This window comes from Agromyces sp. S2-1-8, assembly GCF_021129215.1.
In the GTDB taxonomy this organism is placed as follows: Bacteria; Actinomycetota; Actinomycetes; order Actinomycetales; family Microbacteriaceae; genus Agromyces; species Agromyces chromiiresistens.
Window position 1 is genome coordinate 1,023,561 of sequence record NZ_JAJOLP010000001.1, and the last position, 16,627, is coordinate 1,040,187.

The 16,627-nt window shown below is 70.7% G+C and carries 16 protein-coding genes; 6 read left to right on the forward strand and 10 right to left on the reverse strand.

From position 1 onward, the window contains the following. Positions 1 to 28 precede the first annotated feature (28 nt). The 6 genes from LR269_RS04715 to LR269_RS04740 form a co-directional block, all read right to left on the reverse strand. Entirely contained in the window at positions 29 to 526 is a 498-nt protein-coding gene (locus tag LR269_RS04715; protein ID WP_231429613.1) for a hypothetical protein, read from the reverse strand. 47 nt (positions 527 to 573) lie between these two features. Further along, positions 574 to 1,368, reverse strand: coding sequence for an HAD-IIA family hydrolase (locus LR269_RS04720; protein WP_231429614.1), 795 nt, complete (start codon positions 1,366 to 1,368; stop codon positions 574 to 576). Between the two features lie 74 nt (positions 1,369 to 1,442). Beyond that, the gene (locus LR269_RS04725; RefSeq protein ID WP_231429615.1) at positions 1,443 to 2,804 is read right to left on the reverse strand and encodes a serine hydrolase; all 1,362 of its coding nucleotides are present in this window, start codon (positions 2,802 to 2,804) and stop codon (positions 1,443 to 1,445) included. An 85-nt stretch (positions 2,805 to 2,889) separates the two neighbouring features. Then, positions 2,890 to 3,588 carry a metal-dependent transcriptional regulator gene (locus LR269_RS04730; protein WP_231429616.1) on the reverse strand — a complete coding sequence of 233 codons (699 nt, stop codon included), beginning with the start codon at positions 3,586 to 3,588 and terminating at the stop codon, positions 2,890 to 2,892. Positions 3,589 to 3,614: 26 nt separating this feature from the next. Continuing rightward, a complete protein-coding gene (locus LR269_RS04735) occupies positions 3,615 to 4,934 on the reverse strand; it encodes an ATP-binding protein (protein WP_231429617.1) in 1,320 nt (439 codons plus the stop codon). A 179-nt stretch (positions 4,935 to 5,113) separates the two neighbouring features. Then, entirely contained in the window at positions 5,114 to 6,475 is a 1,362-nt protein-coding gene (locus tag LR269_RS04740) for an Nramp family divalent metal transporter (protein WP_231429618.1), read from the reverse strand. A 146-nt stretch (positions 6,476 to 6,621) separates the two neighbouring features. On the opposite strand from LR269_RS04740, the gene LR269_RS04745 reads away from it, so the two are divergent. Genes LR269_RS04745 through LR269_RS04755 form a run of 3 tightly spaced genes read left to right on the forward strand, consistent with a single transcriptional unit; the run spans position 6,622 to position 8,925 of the window. Next, a complete protein-coding gene (locus LR269_RS04745) occupies positions 6,622 to 7,251 on the forward strand; it encodes a TrmH family RNA methyltransferase (protein ID WP_231432240.1) in 630 nt (209 codons plus the stop codon). Positions 7,252 to 7,261: 10 nt separating this feature from the next. Then, positions 7,262 to 7,894 (forward strand): MSMEG_1061 family FMN-dependent PPOX-type flavoprotein, encoded by a 633-nt coding sequence (locus LR269_RS04750; RefSeq protein ID WP_231429619.1) that lies wholly within the window; start codon positions 7,262 to 7,264, stop codon positions 7,892 to 7,894. Positions 7,895 to 7,908: 14 nt separating this feature from the next. Then, positions 7,909 to 8,925, forward strand: coding sequence for a magnesium and cobalt transport protein CorA (locus LR269_RS04755; RefSeq protein ID WP_231429620.1), 1,017 nt, complete (start codon positions 7,909 to 7,911; stop codon positions 8,923 to 8,925). Between the two features lie 55 nt (positions 8,926 to 8,980). Here the strand turns inward: LR269_RS04755 and LR269_RS04760 are convergent, their stop codons facing one another. The 4 genes from LR269_RS04760 to argG all read right to left on the reverse strand — a co-directional run bounded on the left by LR269_RS04760 (position 8,981) and on the right by argG (position 13,822). After that, positions 8,981 to 10,939, reverse strand: a complete 1,959-nt coding sequence (locus LR269_RS04760) for a YhgE/Pip domain-containing protein (RefSeq protein ID WP_231429621.1) — start codon at positions 10,937 to 10,939, stop codon at positions 8,981 to 8,983. Continuing rightward, positions 10,936 to 11,613 carry a hypothetical protein gene (locus LR269_RS04765; protein ID WP_231429622.1) on the reverse strand — a complete coding sequence of 226 codons (678 nt, stop codon included), beginning with the start codon at positions 11,611 to 11,613 and terminating at the stop codon, positions 10,936 to 10,938. Before LR269_RS04765 ends, LR269_RS04760 begins: the two co-directional genes overlap by 4 nt. Further along, positions 11,610 to 12,254, reverse strand: a complete 645-nt coding sequence (locus LR269_RS04770; RefSeq protein ID WP_231429623.1) for a TetR family transcriptional regulator — start codon at positions 12,252 to 12,254, stop codon at positions 11,610 to 11,612. The genes LR269_RS04765 and LR269_RS04770 overlap by 4 nt, the downstream gene beginning before the upstream one ends. A gap of 143 nt (positions 12,255 to 12,397) precedes the next feature. Further along, complete coding sequence (argG, locus tag LR269_RS04775; protein ID WP_231429624.1) at positions 12,398 to 13,822, reverse strand: argininosuccinate synthase; 1,425 nt, start codon at positions 13,820 to 13,822, stop codon at positions 12,398 to 12,400. Between the two features lie 311 nt (positions 13,823 to 14,133). On the opposite strand from argG, the gene LR269_RS04780 reads away from it, so the two are divergent. Genes LR269_RS04780 through LR269_RS04790 form a run of 3 tightly spaced genes read left to right on the forward strand, consistent with a single transcriptional unit; the run spans position 14,134 to position 16,542 of the window. Beyond that, complete coding sequence (locus LR269_RS04780) at positions 14,134 to 14,409, forward strand: DUF1194 domain-containing protein (protein ID WP_231429625.1); 276 nt, start codon at positions 14,134 to 14,136, stop codon at positions 14,407 to 14,409. Beyond that, entirely contained in the window at positions 14,399 to 16,054 is a 1,656-nt protein-coding gene (locus tag LR269_RS04785; protein WP_231429626.1) for a hypothetical protein, read from the forward strand. The genes LR269_RS04780 and LR269_RS04785 overlap by 11 nt, the downstream gene beginning before the upstream one ends. After that, on the forward strand, positions 16,051 to 16,542 hold the full coding sequence (locus tag LR269_RS04790; RefSeq protein ID WP_231429627.1) for a hypothetical protein: 492 nt from the start codon (positions 16,051 to 16,053) through the stop codon (positions 16,540 to 16,542). Before LR269_RS04785 ends, LR269_RS04790 begins: the two co-directional genes overlap by 4 nt. Positions 16,543 to 16,627: the final 85 nt, after the last annotated feature.

A 16,627-nucleotide genomic window follows, 5' to 3' on the forward strand; every position in this document is an offset into this window, starting at 1 on the left:
GGGCGGCCTCGGGTGCGCCGGGTCGGCGTCAGTCGCCCTGCTCGACCTCTTCGTCGGTGTCGTCAGCGTCGGCGTCGGGCTCGTCGTCTTCATCGTCGAGGTCGGGCTCGGCCACGCTCAGCACCTCGATGAGGAGCGACTCGTCGAGCTCGGCGTAGATGACGAGGCCCGCGTACTGCGTCGGCGCCTCGTAGACGAGCACGAGCGTGGCGTCGCTCGACACGATGGCACCCTGCAGGTCGAGCTCCTCGTCGAGCGCGGCGTAGTCGGCCGCCTCGTGCGAGCGTTCAGCGCCCTCGAAGTCGGAGTCGACGAGTTCGTGCACGATCTCGTCGTCGAGGCGGTCGAGCTCCTCAGCCGTGAGCGGGGCGAGCGCGCGCTGGGCGATGGCGAGCATCTCAGGGGCCTCGAGCTGCTCGTCGTCGTCGAGTGCGAAGAGCACGGCGACCTGCCGGTCACCCGGCAGCGAGACGACGGCGCTGAGCTCGCCGTCCTCGTCGAGGTCGATGTCGGTGAGTTCGATCATGGTGCCAACCCTTTCAGAGATGCGGCTCGCGTGCGGCGCCTGCGGGATCAGAGTTCGGTCTCGGCCGGGTCGCCGACGAGCTCGAAGACGCCCTTCAGCACCTCGTCGGGGCGGAACGGGTACTTCTCGATCTCGGCCCGGTCGCTGATGCCCGTGAGCACGAGCACCGTGTGCAGGCCGGCCTCGATGCCCGCGACGATGTCGGTGTCCATGCGGTCGCCGATCATCGCCGTGTTCTCGGAGTGGGCGCCGATCTTGTTGAGCGCCGAGCGGAACATCATCGGGTTCGGCTTGCCGACGACGTAGGGCTCCTTGCCGGTCGCCTTCGTGATGAGCGCGGCGATCGCGCCGGTCGCGGGCAGCGGGCCGTCGGCGCTCGGGCCGGTCGCGTCGGGGTTGGTGACGATGAACCGGGCGCCGTCGTTGATGAGCCGGATCGCCTTCGTGATCGCCTCGAACGAGTAGTTGCGGGTCTCGCCGACGACGACGAAGTCGGGGGCCGTCTCGGTCATGATGTAGCCGGCTTCGTGCAGCGCCGTGAGGATGCCCGCCTCGCCGATGACGAACGCCGAGCCGCCGGGCAACTGCTGCTTGAGGAAGTCGGCGGTCGCGAGCGCCGAGGTCCAGATGCGCTGCTCGGGCACGTTGAGGCCCGACGCCCGCAGCCGCGCCGACAGGTCGCGGGCCGTGAAGATCGAATTGTTCGTGAGCACGAGGTACGGGGTGCCGGCGTCCTCCCACTGCTGCAGCAGCTCGGCGGCGCCCGGCAGGGCGTGGTTCTCGTGCACGAGCACGCCGTCCATGTCGGTCAGCCAGCACTCGACTTCGTCGCGTCGTCCCATGCGCCCAAGCCTAGGCCGCGCGGGTCACGGGCCGATGACGAGCGTGTGACGGGCGGGATGCCTCGTGGCCGTCGCTACTCGCCCCCGGGCGAGGCGAGCGCCGCGACCACGTCTTCGACGAGCTGCACCTCGCTCGGCTCGTCGTCGGCCGCCGGCGTGAAGCCCATGCGCACGACGACGAGGTCCTCCGAGGGCACCACGATGACCTTCTGCCCGTCGTGGCCCGACGCGTAGTACGTGTCGGCCGGCAGGCCGGGCCAGCGCAGGCTGCCGTCGGCGAGGGTGTTCACGCGCCACCCCATGCCGTAGCCGGGGTCGTCGGTCTCGTCGACCGGCGTCACCTCGAGCGAGCGTGCCATCCAGTCGGTGGGCAGCAGCTGCTCGCCGTTCCACTCGCCGTTCTGCAGGGCGAACTGGCCGATCGCGGCCCAGTCGCGCGGGGTCGCCCAGAGGTACGACGAGCAGACCGGCGTGCCGGCTGCGTCGGGTTCGAAGGTCGCCGACTCGAGGCCGAGCGCGCCGAGCAGGGTCTGTCGGGGCAGGTCGGCGCCGAGGCCGGTGCGCTCGGCGAGCACCGAGCAGAGCAGCGTCGTCGAGCCGCTCGAGTACTCCTGGAACGTGCCGGGCTCGTGCTCGAGGGGGAGGCTCGCGACGTAGCCGCCCATGTCCTCCTCGTTGTAGAGCATCTGCGTGATCGGGGTGCCGAGGTCGTACGTCTCGTCCCACTCGAGGCCGCTCGTCATGCGCAGCAGCTGCTCGATCGTGATGTCGGCGCGCCCGTCGGTCCATTCGGGGCGCAGGCCGTCGTCGTCGAGCGCGACCTCGCCCTGCTGCACGAGCATGCCGGTCATGAGGTCGGTCGCGCTCTTCGACATCGACCAGCCGAGCTGCGGGGTCTCAGCGTCGAACCCGTCGGCGTAGCGCTCGGCGACGAGTTCGCCGCCCTTGGCGACGACGACCGCGCGGGTGCCGAGCGCCTCGGCGTCTGCGGCGGGCAGGTCGTCGCCGAACGCCGCGGCGAGGGCGGCGTCGAGCTCCGGCGACGGCGACGGCGCCGAGGCATCCGCGAAGGGGTTGCCGTCGCTCGTCACGGCGGTCGCCTCGCCGAAGTCGGGGGCGTCGCCCGCGAGGGTGCAGCCGAAGCCGGGCGCGAACCACGCCTTCTGGGCGGCGAGCAGGCCGAGGAGCGAGCCCGTCGTGACGGCCTCGTCACGGTCGACGTCGACCGAGAGGTACGGCACGAGCGGGTTCGGCGGCAGGTCGCTCGCCGGGTCGTCGCGCCCGGCCACCTCGGTCACGGCGCAGGCGTTGTGCGCGGCGTAGCCGGTGCCGGTGCGCAGCATCGGGCGCTGCCACCAGTAGACGGCGACGGCCCCCGCCACGAGTACGAGCACGATGACGAGGAGGACGACCAGTGTCCGGCGGAGAATGCGCACCGCCGGATGCTAACAGCCGGGCGGTCATTCCCATACGCGTTTGTGGGAAGCCCACGGACGGGAGGGGCCGTCGGTCGGGGCCGGCTCAGCCGGTGACCCAGATCTCAGCGGCCGCGCCGGCCGTCAGTTCGACGGGGGATGCCGCGGCCGCCGCACCGTCGTCATCGGCGTCGACCGCCACGAGCTCGACGAGCACGCGCTCGCCGGAGGCATCGGCGTTCCCGACCTCGATGGCCACCCCGGGGGCGATGCCCGCGGCGGCGAGGGCGCGCAGCACCTCGGGGTCGCGGTCGCTGATGCGCAGCACGCGACCGGTGTGGCCGGCGGGCGCTCCGTCGAGCCGCAGGAAGGGCTCGGTCGCGATCGCACCGTCGGCGGCGGGGATCGCATCGCCGTGCGGGTCGCGCGATGGGCGGCCGAGCCGCAGGTCGATCTGCTCGAGCAGCCGGTCGCTCAGCGCGTGCTCGAGCACCTCGGCCTCGTCGTGCACCTCGTCCCACGCGTAGCCCATCTCGCGCACGAGCCAGGTCTCAATGAGCCGGTGCCGCCGCACCACCGAGAGGGCGCGCTCGCGGCCCGCGTCGGTGAGCCGCAGCGGCCCGTACGGCACGTGGGCGACGAGGCCCTGCGCCGCCATCTTCTTCACCATCTCGGTGACGCTCGACGGGGCGACGCCGAGCTTCGCCGCGAGCTGCGAGGGCGTGATGGGGTCGGGCTGCCACTCGGTGTGGGCGTACACCGTCTTGAGGTAGTCCTCGATCGCGGGGTTCTTGCTGGCGGGCATCGCGCCCAGCCTAGCCGCGAGGCCCGTCAGACCCGCGCGAGCCGTTCGATGTCCTCGAGGAACGCGCCGGCGGTCTCGGCCGACACCGTGGTGCGGGTGCCGGCGATCGCGTCGAGGTAGTCGGCGGTGCTCGGACCGGCGGGGCGCGGTGCGGCGCCGTGCGCCGAGGCATCCCGGTCGTCACCCGTCGCGCCGTTGCGCACCGCGGCCTCGAACGCCCGCTGCGACGCGCTGCGGGCGGCGAACTCGATGTCGGCGGGCGAGAACCCGGCGGAGCGTTCGACGAGCAGGGCGACGTCGACGGCGGCGGCCACCTGCTCGGGCACGTACCGCTGCCAGATCGCCTGCCTCGCCGCCTCGTCGGGCAGGCCGATCGGGATCACGTAGTCGAATCGTCCGTGCCGGAGGAACGCGCTGTCGAGCGCGCGGATGAAGTTCGTCGCGCACACGAGGAGCCGCCCGGGCTGCTCGCGGAACGCCGGGATGATCTTGAGCAGCTCGTTCGTGACGCCCTGCAGCGGCGACGGCGGCTCGCCCGATCGCTGTGCGGCGATCTCCTCGACCTCGTCGATGAACACGACCGCGTGCTCGAGCTCGGCGATCTTCGTGAACGTGTCGCGCAGCGCCCCGGCGAGGCCGCCGGGCTCGGCGGCGAGCCGCGACGGGAACACCTCGACGAACGACCACTCGAGCCGTGAGGCGATCGCCTTCGCGAACGTCGTCTTGCCAGTGCCTGGCGGGCCGAACAGCACGACCGCGCGCGGCGGCACCACGCCGTAGCGGTCGGCGAGGTCGGGCTCGGCGAGCGGCAGCACGAGGCGCTGCTCGAGGATCTCCTTCTCACGGCGCATGCCCGCCACCGACTCCCAGAGCGTGCGTGGCAGCAGTCGGCCGCCGAGCTCGGCGAGCGAGCTCAGCTCCTGCCGCTGCACGGGGATGCGGCGCTCGAAGTAGCGCAGCTGGTGCTTGAGCTCGAAGCCCTGGTTGGCGAAGGCGTCGACCCGGCTCTCGTTCTCGGGGATGAGCGCCGAGAGTTTCGTGAGGCCGTGCGGCGCCATGCGCTTCTCGAGGGCCGCGAGCATCGCCGAGCCGATGCCCTGGTGCCGCCAGTCGTCGGCGATCGCGAAGAACACGACCCAGCCCTGGTCGTGCGCGGCACGGCCGACGGCGGCGCCGATCACCTGGTCGGCGTGCACCGCGACGATCGCGTGGTCCATCTGGCACGAGGCGATCACCTCGCTGAGGTCGTAGACCGGCTCGTGCGACGACTGCCGCTGCGCCTCCCAGAGGTGCAGGATGCCGTCGAGATCGTCGTTGTGGAACTCGCGCAGACGCCAGCCGGGCATGATGTCCTCCATCCGTGGGTCCCAGCAGCGTAGGCGACCGCCCGGGTGCCGGCGGGCCGTATGACGTCGCGCGCGGACGAAAGACTTTCGAGTGTTGCCGTCACGGAAAGTTCTGCATCAGTTCTGCGAGGTGCGCCGGGCGGCCCGCCCGCGCGCGCCCGGAGCATCGCCCCGCTCCGTCATGCGCCCGTGAACACGAGCCAGAGCAGCACCCCGTTGAGCGTGATGAGGAAGACCGAGGCGGCGATGCCCGCCGCGGTCGTGGCCCAGTGGTTGCGCCACCGGCCGAGGACGCCGGACTTCGCGGTCAGCGAGACGAGCGGGATGAGCGCGAAGGGGATGCCGAACGACAGCACGACCTGGCTCAGCACGAGCGAGAGCGTCGGGTCGAACCCCAGCCAGAGGATCACGAGCGCCGGGATGAGGGTCACGAGCCGGCGCGCGAGCAGCGGTACCCGCACGTGCAGCAGTCCGTGCATGATCTCGGCGCCCGCGTACGCGCCGACCGACGTCGACGCGAGGCCCGAGGCGAGCAGGCCGACGGCGAAGAGCGTCGCGATGACGGGGCCGAGCGCCGCGCCGAGTGCGGCGTAGGCGCCCTCGAGGCTGTCGGTGCCCTCGACGCCCGCGAGGTTCACGGCGGCGAGCAGCAGGATGCAGAGGTTCACGGTGCCGGCGATGGCCATCGCGATCGAGACATCCCACCGGGTGGCGCGCACGAGGACGTCGGTCGGGACGTCGGTCGCGGTGCCGGGGAGGAGCGCGGGGGAGTCGGAGGTCGTCCGCCGACCGCCCGCCTGCTCGCCGCGCGTCGCGAAGCGATCGCGCGAGAGCGCCGAGTGCGCGTAGATCGCGTGCGGCATGATCGTCGCGCCCAGGATCGAGGCGGCGAGCAGCACCGAGTTCGCGTCGGCGAAGCGCGGCACGAGCCCGGCGAGGAGGCCGGCGGGGTCGGGCGGGGCGATGAAGACGCCCACCGTGAACCCGATCGTGATGATCGCGAGCAGCCCCATGATCACGAACTCGAAGGTGCGCGGCCCTCGCTTGGACTGCAGCACCAGCAGCACGATCGAGACGGCCCCCGTGATGAGTCCGCCCCAGACGAGCGGCACCCCGAACAGCAGGTTGAGGGCGACGGCGCCGCCGATCACCTCGGCCAGGTCGGTCGCCATGGCGACGAGCTCGGCCTGCAGCCAGTACGCGCGCCGCCCCCACCGGTTGCGGATGCGTCCGCCGAGCACCTCGGGCAGGCTGCGTCCGGTGACGATGCCGAGCTTCGCCGACAGGTACTGGATGAGCCAGGCCATCACGTTGCCGAGCACGACGACCCAGACGAGCAGGTAGCCGTACTGGGCGCCGGCGGTCATGTTGCTCGCGACGTTGCCGGGGTCGAGGTAGGCGACGCCCGCGACGAGAGCGGGACCGATGAGCCAGGCGACGCGCGGCAGGGATGCCTCGGCCCGGCGCCGCCCGCCCCGATGGGGGCGCTCGGGGCGGACGGTGGTCGTGGGCTCGGTCTCGTCGTCGAGCATTTTCGGCATGCCTAAAACATAGCAATATTTCGGCGTACCGAAAACCCCGCGATCACGAGCCGTGCGCGCCGGGTGCGCGCGCCGCGCGCACCCGGCGCGGGTAGCGTTGGCGTGTGGACGACGACCGGCACGAGGCATCCGAACCCGAGGCGACGATGCCGCAGCACGGCGTCGGCCCGTGGCCCGGCGGTGAGGCCGAGTGGCCCGACGACCCGCGCTACGACCGCGAACTGCTCGCGGCGGGCGACACCCGCAACGTCATCGACCGTTACCGCTACTGGCGCATGGACGCGATCGTCGCCGACCTCGACGAGCACCGGCACCCGTTCCACGTCGCGATCGAGAACTGGCAGCACGACATGAACATCGGCTCGATCGTGCGCAGCGCCAACGCCTTCGCCGCCGACACCGTGCACATCATCGGCCGCCGACGCTGGAACAAGCGCGGCGCCATGGTCACCGACCGCTACCAGCACGTCGACTACCACCCGGATGTCGCGGCATTCGCCGACTGGGCGCGCGGCGAATCGCTGCCCGTCATCGCGGTCGACAACGTCGAGGGCGCCGTGCCGATCGAGGCGTTCGCGTGGCCCGAGCGGTGCGTGCTGCTCTTCGGTCAGGAGGGCCCGGGGCTCTCGCCGGAGGCGACCGCCGCCGCCGACGCGATCGTCGAGATCACCCAGTTCGGGTCGACCCGCTCGCTCAACGCGAGCGCCGCCGCCGCGATCGCGATGCACTCGTGGGTGCTGACGCACGCGTTCGGGCCGGCCGCGCCCTCGGAGTAGCGTGGCGGGCATGACCGATCGTTCCCGCGGCATACCCGTGACCACCGCCGACGAGCTCGAGGAGATCGTCGGCGCGCCGCTGCCGGCGGTCGTGCGCAAGGAGCGCACGCACCTGCACGCGATCGACCGCGCGTGGCTCGCGGCCGCCCCGCTCGCGTTCGTCGCGACGAGCGACGACGAGGGGCGGCTCGACGTCTCGCCGAAGGGCGACCCGGCGGGGTTCGCGCTCGTGCTCGACGACCGCACGATCGCGATCCCCGAGCGTCCCGGCAACCGCCGCGCAGACGGGTTCCACAACCTGCTGCGGAACCCGCGCGTCGGGCTGCTCTTCGCGATCCCCGGTCGCGGCGACACGCTGCGCATCAACGGGCGGGCGACGATCGTGCGCGACGCGCCGTTCCTCGACGACATGATCGTGCGCGGCAACCGACCGGTGCTCGCGACCGTGGTCGACATCGAGCAGGTCTTCTTCCACTGCTCCAAGGCGTTCCTGCGTTCGAAGGCCTGGCAGCCCGACGCGTGGCGGCCCGAGGCCGCGCCGCGGCGGGCGGTCATCGCGCAGGCGCTCGAACGACCCGACGAATCGCTCGAGACGCTCGACGAGTACTACGGCCCGAGTTACGCCGATCGCATCTACGGGTGACCTACGGTTGACCCGTGACGGTCATCGACAACGCGGTCTATGTCGACGGTCGGCGCGCCGTCTCGCCGGCGGTGCTCGCCGACACGTTCGACGAGCTCGAGCGGCACCCGGGCGGCTTCGCGTGGATCGGCCTCTACCGGCCCGATGCCGCCGAGCTCGGCGTCGTCGCCGAGGAATTCGGCCTGCACGAGCTCGCGGTCGAAGACGCGCTCGCCGGCCACCAGCGCGCGAAGCTCGAGCGCTACGGCGACACCCGGTTCGTCGTGCTGCGGCCCGCGCGCTACCTCGACGCCGATGAGCGGGTCGAGTTCGGCGAGGTGCACGTCTTCGTCGGCGGGGACTTCGTCGTCGCGATCCGCCACGCCGAGAAGCCCGACCTGGGGCGCGTGCGCGCACGCCTCGAGGCCGCGCCCGAACTGCTCGCCCGCGGCCCGCTCGGCGTGCTCTACGCGATCGTCGACCAGATCGTCGACGAGTACGCCCCCGTCGTCGCGGGCCTCGAGAACGACATCGACGAGATCGAGGAGCAGCTCTTCAGCGGCGATGCTGCGGTTGCGAAGCGCATCTACGACCTGTCGGGCGAGGTCATGGAGTTCCAGCGCGCGGTGAAGCCGCTGCGGGAGATGATCGAGGCGATCCGCGAGGAGCTGAGCGACGACGCGGCGGCCGATCCCGAGGGCGACGAGCTCGAGCTTCGGCGTGCGTTCCGCGACGTGCTCGACCACGTCATCCGCATCACCGAGCGCGTCGACGAGTACCGCGAGACGCTGCGCAACGCGTTGAGCGTGCACGCCACGCTCGTCGCGCAGCGGCAGAACGAGGCGAGCATCGCGCAGAGCGAGCAGACGAAGAAGATCTCGAGCTGGGCGGCCATCTTCTTCGCACCCTCGCTCGTCGCCGGCATCTACGGCATGAACTTCGACCACATTCCCGAGCTGCACTGGGTCTTCGGCTACCCGTTCGCCCTGCTGCTCATGTTCGTGTCGGGCTACGTGCTGTACCTGATCTTCAAGTCCCGGCACTGGTTGTGAGACGTGGATGCCTCGGGGCCGACGCCGGCCCCGAGGCATCCGTGCTCGACCGGACTCAGCCGATGAGGCTCGGCTGCAGGTCGCGCAGCGTGCGGAAGTGCGTCATGCGGGTGACGCCGATCGCCGAGACGACGAGCGCGCCGACGAGCCAGATCGCGAGCACCCCGAAGTCGCCCGCCGCTCGCGACAGGTCGCCGCCGTACATGAACTGGCGCATCGCGTCGACGACGTAGCCCATGGGCAGTACGTGGTGCAGGGCCGCGAGGGGTGCGGGCAGCGTCTGCCACGGGAACGTGCCGCCCGCCGTCACGAGCTGCAGCACCATGAGCACGAGGCCGAGGAACTGGCCGACCGAGCCGAGCCAGACGTTGAGCGCGAGGATGATCGCCGCGTACGTCACCGATGCGAAGACCATCGTGCCGACGACGCCGAGCGGATGGTGCATCTGGAACCCGAGGGTGAACGCGAGCACGAGGTAGAGCGCCGCCATCTGCACCGCGCCGAGCAGGCCCGGCGTGAGCCAGCCGGCGAGCGTGATGCGGATCGGCGAGTGGAGCGCGGTGACGGCCCGGCGCGAGATCGGCTTCACGATGAGGAAGAGCGCGTAGATGCCGATCCAGCCGGCGAGCGCCGCGAAGAACGGGGCGAGCCCGGCGCCGTAGTTGCCCGCCTGGGCCATCGAGCTCGTCTCGAGCGTGATCGGGTCGGCGATCGTCGCGGCCTGCGCGTCGCGGGTCGACTGGCTCGAGTCGGGGATCTGGTCGACCCCGGCGTCGAGCCCGTCGCGCAGCTGCCCCGCGCCGTCGGCGAGCTCGCCGAGGCCCGACTGCAGCGTGCCGACGCCGTCGCGCAGCTGCGCCGATCCGGTGGCGGCCCGAGCCGCGCCGTCGGCGAGCTGCGATGCGCCGCTCGCCGCCCTGGCTGCGCCGTCGGCGGCGGTGCTCGCACCCGCCGCGAGGTCGGCGGAGCCCGCGGCGACCTGCGCGCTGCCGTCGGCGAGCCGGTCGATGTCGCCGACGACGGACTGCACCTTCTCGTTGCCCGTCGTGATGCGATCGCCGACCACGTCGAGCTTCGCGAGCACGGTGTCGATCGTCGCCTGGTCGAGGCCCTGGGCCTCGAGCGCGGCCTCGATGTCGGCGCGGGCCTGCGGCACGGCCGCCGCGGCATCGGCGACCGCGGTGCCGACCCGATCGGCCGAGGCCGCGAGCTGCGCGTTGCCGTCGGCCACCTGGGCGGCGCCGTCGGCGAGCGTCGCCGAACCGTCGGCGAGCCGGGCGGTGCCGTCGGCCAGTTGCTGCGTTCCCGTCTCGAGCTGGGCCGAACCGGTCGCGAGCTGCGCGTTGCCGTCGGCGAGCTGCGTCGCGCCGGTCGCGAGCTGCGCCGCCCCGTCGACCGCGCGCCCCGCGCCGTCGGTGAGCTGCGACGCGCCGTCGGCGGCGTCGACGAGCTTGCCGCGGATGGTCGAGATGGAGTCGAGCAGCGTCGAGGCCGCCTCGTCGCCGACCTTCTCGGCGATGGTCGTGCGGATCTTCTCGACCGCCTGCTTGCCGATCGTGCCGGCGAGGTAGCTGTTCGCGTCGTTCGTCGACAGCACGATCTCGGCCTGCCGGGGCGCGTCGGTCTGCACCGAGGCGAGCGCGTCGGAGAAGTCGGCGGGGAAGGTGATCGCGAAGTCGTAGCGCGACTCGTCGAGCCCGGTCGCGGCCTCCTCGGCCGAGACCCGCTGCCAGTCGAACGCACCGTCGGCGATGAGCTCGTCGGCGATCTCCTCGCCGACGTTGCGCGCCTCGGTGGCCTCGCCGGTGGCGCTCGTCGATGCGGCCACGCCCTCGTCCTCGACGACGAGGGCGACGGGCACCTCGGCGAACTTCGCGTACGGGTCCTGGTTCGCCCAGAGGTAGAGGCCCCCGTAGAGCACGGGCACGGCGATGAGGGCGAGGAGCGCGAGCACCGACATCTTGGTGGAGGTGAGCCTGCGGAACTCGGCGGCGATCATCTGGGGGATCTTCACGCGATGCCTCCCTCGGCGAGCGGCAGGGTGTCGGAGTCGTCGAACTCGTCGGGCGAGTCGGGCCCGTGCATGCGGGCGATCATCGCGGCGGCCCCGATCGCGGCGGCCGAGGCGTGGCCGGCGATGACGAGCACGGCGAAGCCGCGGTCGGCGAGCTGCTTCGCGAGGCCCCACCACTCGATCGGGTCGCCGCCGTGGCGGTCGGGCGACACGATGACGAGACCCTCGACGCCGTCGCGCAGCAGCGCGAGCTCGGTCAGGAGGCGCAGTCGCGCGTGCGGGTCGACGTTCGCGATCGGCGTGCGGGCGACGTCGTCGAGGCCGAGCTGGGTGAGCCAGCGGGCGACCGACACGGGGTTCGACGGGACCCCCGCGAACATGAGCTCTTCGGCGGCGACGCCCGCGACGGTGACGTTCGGCGCAGGGTCGCTCACCTCGGGTGCGTCGACGAGGGCGATGCGACGGCGGATCGCCGAGGCATCCGCCCGGCCGTCGATCGTGACGGCGCCGGCGTCGGGCCGCATGCGACCGGAGGCGATGAGGCCGAGCACGGTGGGTCGCTGCTCGGTCTCGGCGCGGGCGAGCGTCGCCCGGCCCGATTCGAAGCCGACCGACGTGGGGCCGAGCGCCTGGCCGGCGCGGCCCTTCGAGACGTCTCTGAGTTCGATTCTCATGCCGGCTCCTCCATGGCGAGCTCGGGGGTGGTGTCGATGAGGGTGCCCGCCTCGCGCCACGAGAGTCCGGCGATGCCGAGCACGGCGAGCATCACGGCGCGTCGTCCCTCGGCGTCGGGCAGGCGGGTGCGACCGGCCTCGAGCAGCACGGCGAGCGCCGCCTCCTCGATCAGGCGGGCGAGCAGCGCGGGGCGCAGGTCGTCGCGCACGCTCCCGTCGGCGACGCCGCGGGCGACGAGGGCGGCGAGGCGTTCGCGCACGGGGGCGAGGGCTCGAGCGACCCGTTCGACGTACGGGGCGGTGAGCGCCATGCCGGCGAGCAGTCGCACGTGTTCGACCACGCCCCAGAGACGCGACCCGAGCAGGGCGATCGCGACGGGGGCCCGGTCGTGCTCGACCGTCGCGGCGACGGCGTTGAGTCGTGCGGTGCCGCGTTCGACGAGGGCGAGCACGAGTTCGTCGCGGCCGGCGAAGTGGCCGTAGACGGAGCGGCGGGTGAGGCCGGCGGCTGCGGCGATCGCCGCGAGGGATGCCTCGGGGTCGGCCGCGAGCGCGGCGGATGCGGCGGTGAGGAGGGCTTCGCGGTTCTCGGCCGCGTCCCTGCGGGGCGCGCGGCGCTCCGCGTCGGTGACGGACGGCATGCTTCGAGCCTACTGAACTTGCACACGAGTGTGCAAGTTAGTTCAGGGGCTTCACAGACGAGGCCCGACTCGCGGAACGCACTCGGCGGTGCGCGTCTCGCGAATCGGGCCTCGTCGGAGCGACCGGCTCGAACGGCCGGGCGTCAGTCGGTGCCGAGGTCGAACGCGGCCGCCTCGTTCGCGGCGTCGGTCGCGGCATCCGCGGCGTCGTCGGCCGGGGCGGCGATCTCGGCGGCGCTGCCCTCGGCCAGGTCGCCGACGAGGGCGGCCGTCGTGCCGCCGACGATGCCGAGGTGCGCGTACTGCTCGAGGCGCGAGCGCGAGTCGGCGATGTCGAGGTTGCGCATCGTGAGCTGGCCGATGCGATCTTCGGGGCCGAAGGCCGCATCGCCCACACGCTCCATCGAGAGCTTCTCGGGCTGGTAGCTGAACGCCGGGCCCTCGGTGTTCAGGATCGTGTAGTCGTCGCCGCGGCGCAGGCGCACCGTGACCTCGCCCGTGACGGCCGAGGCGACCCAGCGCACGATCGACTCGCGCAGCATGAGCGACTGGGGGTCGAGCCAGCGCCCCTCGTACATGAGGCGGCCGAGGCGGCGGCCCTCGTTGTGGTAGTTCGCGATCGTGTCCTCGTTGTGGATCGCGTTGAGCAGGCGCTCGTACACGAGGTGCAGCAGCGCCATGCCCGGCGCCTCGTAGATGCCGCGCGACTTCGCCTCGATGATGCGGTTCTCGATCTGGTCGCTCATGCCGAGCCCGTGGCGGCCGCCGATGCGGTTCGCCTCGAGCACGAGCTCGACGGCGTCGTCGAAACGCACGCCGTTGATCGCGACCGGGCGGCCCTCCTCGAAGCGCACGGTGACGTCTTCGGCGGGGATCTCGACCGACTCGTCCCAGAACTTGACGCCCATGATCGGCTCGACGGTCGTGATGCCGGCGCTGAGCTCTTCGAGCACCTTCGCCTCGTGCGTCGCGCCCCAGATGTTCGCGTCGGTCGAGTAGGCCTTCTCGGCGCTCGCGCGGTACGGCAGGTCGCGCTCCTGCAGCCACTCGCTCATCTCCTGGCGGCCGCCGAGCTCGGTGACGAACGCCGAGTCGAGCCACGGCTTGTAGATGCGCAGGCGCGGGTTGGCCATGAGGCCGTAGCGGTAGAACCGCTCGATGTCGTTGCCCTTGTAGGTCGAGCCGTCGCCCCAGATGTCGACGCCGTCCTCCATCATGGCGCGCACGAGCAGCGTGCCGGTGACCGCGCGACCGAGCGGGGTCGTGTTGAAGTACGTCTTGCCGCCCGAGCGGATGTGGAACGCGCCGCAGGCGAGGGCGACGAGGCCCTCTTCGACGAGTGCGGCGCGGCAGTCGACGAGTCGCGAGAGCTCGGCGCCGTACTCGAGCGCGCGGCCGGGAACGGCCTCGACGTCGGGCTCGTCGGGCTGGCCGAGGTCGGCCGTGTACGTGCACGGCACGGCGCCCTTCTCGCGCATCCACGCGACGGCGACGGAGGTGTCGAGACCTCCGGAGAAGGCGATGCCGACGCGCTCGCCGACGGGCAGGGAGGTGAGGACCTTCGACATGCCCTCCAGCCTACTTGGGCGTCCGGGTGCGTGACATCGGGGCGGATGCCGCGGCCGGTGGCCTTCCGGCGGTCGAGTAGCGACGGCGGAGCCGTTGAACCTCTCGCTCCCCCTACCACTTCTGCGATGGGGTCTGGGCTCGTCGCGTTTTCGTGCCGGCGGGAGAGGACCCCCGAACAGGGGGTGCCTTCGGCCGAGAAGTTGCCACTACGGTCGGCATTGGCGACAAGACCGGTGTATTTGCCAGGCGGCGTTATTGTGCTCACGCGACTGTATCGAACCTTTCCGAATTGCCCGAAAGGAAAGTCACAGTGATTCGACACTTTGCAGCCCGTGTAGTCGCAGTTCTCGGCGTCACAGCCCTGCTCCTCACAGCGGCCGGCCAGGTCGCTGTGGCCGACATGCATGTGGAGCCTGACGAGGAGCTGCCAATCGTCGAGCAGACTGACCTGGTCCTGCTGCTCGACGGCTCCGGTTCGATCAGCGCAACCGACTGGGACCTGCAGCTGGACGGGTATGCGGCCGCACTGCAGGATCGGGTGAACGTGCCGCTCGACAATTCGGTGGCGGTATCGGTTGTCCAATGAATTCCTCGAGGGCGAGTTCGACAGCGGCCATGCGCGCAACCGAGTCGTCCACGAACTCGGTCATTCGTATGGCCTGCACCATAGTGTCAACGCCGCGGAGAACGGCTGGACGAAGATCCTCTGGGTCTTCAACGAAATGAAGAAGGGCTGGTGCACGGAGGTTGCCGACGCCAGTGCCGATGACTACCCCCATTGGACCACGAAGACCAATGGTGACACCGTCGCGGCGCTTGGCCCGATCGGCGATCCGCGGAGTGAGGTCTGGGGTATCGACCCGCGCTACCTCGACTCGGACGATGATCTGTTCCTCTCCGCCCCCCAAACGAACACTTCTCTGATGTCGTATTGCAGGTCGGATGACCAGGGTGAGCAGGCGCGATGGATCGGGAAGCGCGACTACCTGCAGTTGCTCACCGACGACCGTGCACCGATCATCGGTGATCTCGACGCGGGTGCCGGGGAAACCATTCGTGGGGTGATCGCTGCTGATGGGCTGAGCGCCGAACTCGCGCCCGCGCTCAGCGTTGACTTCGCCCCCACCGCGGACGATCCGACGGGCACACACGCGGTGGTGCTCCGCGACGACTCCGGGGCAGAGTTGTGGCGGACCAGGTTCACGCCGATTAGCAACCATGGTGATTCGGGGATTGGTGGTGACGTCGCGGCTGCGCCGTCGACCTTCAATGTCGTGGTTCCGCAGGGCCTGATGAGTGCGACGCTCGTTGAGGTCGTTTCCGCGAACGCGACCTTGGCCAGCGGCACCGTCTCATCCAACTCGCCACAGGTAATGGTTTCGCCGCCAACCGGTGGAACGTCAGATCGCGTCACGTTCACTTGGACATCATCGGACGCCGACAGCGACGCACTCCGTCACACCGTCCTCTACAGCACGGATGACGGCGCAACGTGGAACCCGATCGGCATTGACCTTCCGGGAGCCTCGATGTCGGTCGCACGATGGTCGCTGCCGGGAAGCAGCACCGCTCGGATCCGCGTGATCGCCAGCGACGGCCTGCGAAGCGCCGTTGCAACATCCTCGACGTTCACCCTCCCGAACCTCGTGCCGATACTGAATATCGACAGTCCGACGAACGGGTTCGTCGCCACCGGCGCACAGAGCATTCCGCTCACCGCGACTGCGACCGATGCCGAAGACGGTCCGCTGGACGGCACCATCATGTGGAATTCGGATCTCGATGGGCAACTCGGAACTGGCTCTGACCTGGTGCAACGTGCTGACCTGCTCAGCGAAGGTACCCACCAGATCACCGCGACCGCGACCGACACCACCGGTGCTACCGCGACCGCGAGCGTAACGATCACGATCCAACGGGTCGCGGCGCCGGAGCCCCCCGGATCCGACTACGTGTTCGCTGGGTTCGAGCCGCCGGTCGCCCCCGGAGGGAGCGTCAATGCCGGGCGCACGATTCCGATCAAGTGGACGATTACCGGCGCTGACGTGAGCGGCTCGACGGTCCTTTCCGGCGCGTTCACTGTTTCCGGCGCGACGTATGACATGGTGCGCTCCGGGGGAACCTGGCACGTCAACGCGGCAACACCGAAATCTTGGGCCGGCACCACCAAGACATTCCGAGTCGTCCTCGACGACTTCTCAATATACGAGTTCAACGTGATCCTCCGATGACGTCCGCCGGAGGCCGCGCAGCCTTCTCGATCGTGATGCTGGCGCTTGCCATCGGGCTGCTCACGGCGTGCGGACCCACGCCAGCCGGCACGGGTGGTCTGGTCGGCCGGATGTATGGTCTCGACGATGTGGGAGTCGGGGGTAAGTACGCCGTCGGTGGTGGCGGGCTGGCGGTCCTCCCCATCGAGGTGATGGATGGGTCATTTTGGGAACTCACGGGCGAGGAACCGATCTCGGACTCCCAGCAATGGGTCTCCGTCGTGGGGACGCTGAGCGAGTCGGACGTTTCAGAACTCGGTGGCACGGTGTCCCCCATTGAAGAAGACGGCGACTTCCGGATCACCGCGCCACCGGGCGAGTATGCCGTCTGTTATTGGATGCAGCGGATCGGTGGCGGCGTGTCCGGCTGCTCTGAACTTGAACTGCCCCGCGAGGGTGAACTCGCCGCCACGTATGGCGAGGGCGGCTTCCGCATTGCAGTGAAGTAGGTATTGCGTGGCTCGTGTCGAAGCCTCGCGACGGGGTCTCGATACGCTTCGCTACTCGACCACCGGCTGAGGGTCTCGATACGGC